Here is a 4,303-nt window from a genome sequence, read left to right as displayed (position 1 = left end):
TCATTAACTTTTAAACCTGGGTGTCTTCATATCCTAATAGAATGCAGTACCTTCAGTTCTATATGAACATGATTACACTCAGGTTTAGGTTTGATTGCTTCAGTGTGATTGCTTCAGGATAGTCAATCCTCGGCGTTACCAATAAAATTAACAACCAAGAAGGAGAAAATCAATGCTTATTTCTGACCTAAATCATCTAGAGTCCGTTGAAGCTAGCAAAGTTCAAGGTGGACTTTCTTTAAGCAACAACTTCACCAGCATTTTCAGCACTACCAGCAGCATCGAAGAAAATGAACTTTTCAATACTACAGTTAACGTTAAAGTAGATATCGGTAATACTGCTACTGCTTCCGGTAATACTGCTTCTGAAGCTCAAAGCGATACAGGTAAGAATGTTGCTAGTAAGCAAGAGAGCTTCTTCTTGACTCTTGAGCAAGGTGGCGTAACTGCTTCCAAGTCTCAAGGTATTGGATTCTCTGCTATCCAGTAGTAATTAGTCAGGATATTTTCCTGATTAATTAACTTTCAAACCTGGCTGTCTTCATATCCTAATAGAATACAGTACCTTCAGTTCTATATGAACATGATTACACTCAGGTTTACCTTTGATTGCTTAAGTTGTATAGCTTCAGGATAGTCAATAGCCAATAGTCATCTCAAACAAGGACTCAAGAGGTTAATTGCCAAATTGGCGAGACAAACATTTTGAAAATTGCTAGTTTAATTGGAGTGTAACCTAAACAGATTTATTAACACAAAATAAATTCTAAAATTAAATAATGATTATTTCTGATCTAAATCATTTAGAAACTATTGCTGAAGACCCCAAGGTTGTGGGTGGCTCTCACTACTCCCCACCTTACTACAACGATTTTGGATATAGCGGATCTATTAACGTCTATACCAACATTATAGGAAAGGTAGCTACGGTTAACGTCAACGCAGAGGCGTATGGGTACAAGACTTTTAGCAACATCAATGCCTATACGAGAGCTACTGATAATGGTTCCCACTCTAGTCTCAATGCAACGTCTGCTACTTCTTCTCATTAGTTCTTCTGATAAGCATTATTAAGAAAACTGCTTAGAGTAGTAGTTGAAACTTAAAGCTATCAATGCTCAAGTCTTTAAATATTGGCTTCTCCACAATAAGCCGTTAGTACTTAGTCACGAAAAGTTCCTGATTAAGTGATTGATAAATCAGGGTGTATTCATATCCCAATAGACTACATTAATTAAATTTAATTATCTATCAGGACGATTACACTCAGGTTTACCTTGAATCGAATCACTTCATTTTACTGGCTAACAAATAGTCAATCGCTATCTAGTTATCTAAAACCATAAATAACTAGATATATTTAAAAATCGGCGATAAAGTTATTTGAACTATGCCAGTTTAATTGGAGTACAAAATGACCAATAGGTCTAACACAGTAAACTACAAAGGATAAAATTAACCAATGATTATTTCTGATCTAAATCATCTAGAGAATGCTGCTGAACAACCCAACGTTGTAGGTGCCTCCGGTTCCAAATTTTTTGGAGTTAATGGCTTCGTTAACGTAGGTGCCAACGTTTTCGGTAACACAGCAAGAGTTGATGGTCTTGCAGAAGCCTTTGGTCCAGGTACCTTCACCAACGTCCAGGGCGCTACCAGAACTGCTCCTGGTGCTTCTCAATCTACCCTACATGCAGTATCTGCTACTTCTTCACCCTTCTTCTTTTTCCACTAAAAAGAGTGATGGCTGAAATAGCCTAGAGTAGTAATTTTTGATTATTAAATGCTACGGAAAGATGCAAAAATTAGTAACATCTCTCCGTAGCATTAATCACAATGGTAGCATTAAATTGTTGTTGATTGGTAGCGGAATTATTTTAAGCCATACTCACTTAAAATAATGCTTGCAATCTATATTTTAGTCGCTTTTATGTGTTATCAATTACAATTAAATGCTCCCGGGGAAAACTAACGATTATCTGATTTAAGCAGGAGAATCATTCATGAACATTTCTGAATTAGAATATTTCGAGCTGGAGGCAACAGACCACCCTATTTTAGGTGGTTTTGCTTTTACTTCTGCTGAAGCCTTCGCTGGTCCTGGCTTCGCTACCATTAATGGTGATGCCCATGCGTTTGGTCAGCATACCAATACTTCAGTAACAGGCTTTACCGATGTAGACCCGTTCTTTTCTCAAGGTAATGTAAGAGCTCATGCTACATCTAGGGATCCTTTTTTCTCGGGTAATTCTAGAAGCGACGCCTTTGCCATTTATGGTTTCATTGGGTAAATTAACAAATATATAGCCGCTTTCCAGCTCATAATCAATATTGCTTATTCTTTTAATGGAAAAGGCAATAGGCAAACTAGCAATAGTAACAAGGGCTTTAAGTTGTGCATCCCTTTTATGATACTGTTGTTCTAGATTATTGTTCCCTGAGTTTAAGGTTATTTGATCTCGAAAAATTCAATAAGTTTAGGAATTTTTTTTCTAAACAAAAATGTTTTTTACTTGTTCCATTAGTAGCAAAAAAAAATACGATTATGTTTCATAGTTTTCAGTTATGGACTTTACCTGGCTCATATAAAACGATGAAGTCTAGTGTTTCTGGAATTCAATCTGTATCGGAAGTAAATTCTGAGGGCTCAAGTACTATTAGTAATGCCATCAGCATCGATCCTGATTCCCAAATCAGTACGAGTACAGTGGAAGCATCTGTTATTAAGCCCGCAAACACTATGGGTATTGTTGGAGCTAGCGCTGGTACTGATGATTTCTCAGTACCTGAGATTAAGGAAACTTTTTTTAGTATGAGCGTTTCTACATACTTATAAAGCTATAAGCTTCATAAAATTTAATCTAGTTTCTGTGTGCTGGCTCACAAGTAGGATTGAGGGGTGAGGTATTTGGATTCAGGGATAAGTTTTAACTCTCGGTTTTACTGGCAAATACTCCTCCCTCAATTCGGCAACTTGGCAGAGCTTAGCAATTGCTTTTTGTATGATGATAATAGTCAGACGGTTGACTCAGCTAAATCTGACTAAGACTGTAAGTAGTTCCAGTTATAGTTAATAATCGGGTGTAATGGTTGATCTTTCCAAAGCATCGGTGACTCCAGAGGAAATTATGTACTCCTTGAAAAAGGAGATGCATCTCAAGGGCATCTGTCAAAAAGTTTTGTATCAACGAGTTATCAGTAAAGCGGCTGAAGAAAGAGGGATAACAGTAACACCAGAAGACGTGCAAGCTCAGGCGGATGAGATCCGTTATGCCAATCGTTTGGAAAAAGCAGCAGAAACATTGGCCTGGCTGGCAGATCAGATGGTGACAGCAGAGGATTGGGAAGCGGGAATTAGCGATCGCTTGCTTGCCCAAAAGCTTGCTGAGTCCTTATTTTATAAGCATGTCGAAAAAAGCTTTGCTCAAAATCGACTAGACTTTGAGCAAGTTTTGGTTTATCAAATTCTGGTGGATTCTGAGGAAATTGCTCAGGAGCTTTTCTATCAGATTGAGGAAGGAGAAATTAGTTTTTATGAAGCTGCTCATTTCTATGATATAGACCCAGAAAGGCAGCGACGGTGTGGCTATGAAGGAAAGTTGCCTCGCTGGAGCTTTAAGCCTGAGATAGCTGCCGTTATCTTTAGTGTTCAGCCAGGAGAAGTAACTCATCCCCTGCACACCGAACAAGGATATCATCTTTTCTTAGTTGAAGAATTTATTCGAGCTGAATTAACCGAAGAAAAGTCTAAAGAAATTTTACAGGGTATGTTTCAAGAGTGGCTCAATACTGAAGTTAACTATATGATCCATAGTGAAACAAGTACCATCAATACTGGGGAATAATCCCAATGCTATTATTGGTTTTAGGGACTGAGGCCGTGGGCCACGCGGGGCGCGAACGCAGCAGGGGTAATAAAATTGAATCTACCTCATAACTAAAATTACTAACTAAAATTACTAACTAGAGTGATGTAACCATGAGACGCTCCCAGAAAATCAGAAAATGGATAGTTTCACCAGATGGTACGGTTGTAGTCCAAGCAGAAAGTACAGCAAGTGCCTCTGGGGATGAAGCAACCATTATTCAAGAGGTTACTGTCAAAAGAGACTCTAGTGGCAGAATTTATAGCAGAAGTTCATCCTCTTGCTATGCTTCTTCTAGTAGGCAGTTGACTTGACATCTCCCCCGGCTAAAGCACGGGGGATTCTAAAAGGTTGTTACGCGGGAGGGTGAACCCGTCCCGCTCCACCTCTATAACGATATGATTTAGACAAGTGACTGAATAAATCGTATCGGTGTG

At 38.6% G+C, this 4,303-nt stretch carries 7 protein-coding genes; all 7 read left to right on the top strand.

From position 1 onward, the window contains the following. The first annotated feature begins 172 nt into the window (after positions 1 to 172). The 7 genes from F6K57_RS33595 (at position 173) to F6K57_RS33565 (ending at position 4,180) form a co-directional block, all read left to right on the top strand. Positions 173 to 490, top strand: a complete 318-nt coding sequence (locus tag F6K57_RS33595) for a hypothetical protein (protein WP_293072289.1) — start codon at positions 173 to 175, stop codon at positions 488 to 490. Between the two features lie 289 nt (positions 491 to 779). Next, on the top strand, positions 780 to 1,052 hold the full coding sequence (locus F6K57_RS33590) for a hypothetical protein (protein WP_293057041.1): 273 nt from the start codon (positions 780 to 782) through the stop codon (positions 1,050 to 1,052). A 410-nt stretch (positions 1,053 to 1,462) separates the two neighbouring features. Continuing rightward, positions 1,463 to 1,735 (top strand): hypothetical protein, encoded by a 273-nt coding sequence (locus tag F6K57_RS33585; protein ID WP_075895639.1) that lies wholly within the window; start codon positions 1,463 to 1,465, stop codon positions 1,733 to 1,735. A gap of 268 nt (positions 1,736 to 2,003) precedes the next feature. Continuing rightward, the gene (locus tag F6K57_RS33580; RefSeq protein ID WP_075895637.1) at positions 2,004 to 2,291 is read left to right on the top strand and encodes a hypothetical protein; all 288 of its coding nucleotides are present in this window, start codon (positions 2,004 to 2,006) and stop codon (positions 2,289 to 2,291) included. 104 nt (positions 2,292 to 2,395) lie between these two features. Then, positions 2,396 to 2,836 carry a hypothetical protein gene (locus tag F6K57_RS33575; protein WP_293072288.1) on the top strand — a complete coding sequence of 147 codons (441 nt, stop codon included), beginning with the start codon at positions 2,396 to 2,398 and terminating at the stop codon, positions 2,834 to 2,836. 250 nt (positions 2,837 to 3,086) lie between these two features. Further along, positions 3,087 to 3,845, top strand: coding sequence for a peptidylprolyl isomerase (locus F6K57_RS33570; RefSeq protein ID WP_293072287.1), 759 nt, complete (start codon positions 3,087 to 3,089; stop codon positions 3,843 to 3,845). Between the two features lie 134 nt (positions 3,846 to 3,979). Next, the gene (locus F6K57_RS33565) at positions 3,980 to 4,180 is read left to right on the top strand and encodes a hypothetical protein (RefSeq protein ID WP_293072286.1); all 201 of its coding nucleotides are present in this window, start codon (positions 3,980 to 3,982) and stop codon (positions 4,178 to 4,180) included. Positions 4,181 to 4,303 lie beyond the last annotated feature (123 nt).

The organism is Moorena sp. SIO4A5, from assembly GCF_010672005.1.
Classification (GTDB): Bacteria; Cyanobacteriota; Cyanobacteriia; order Cyanobacteriales; family Coleofasciculaceae; genus Moorena.
This window is presented reverse-complemented; position numbering and strand designations above follow the sequence as displayed.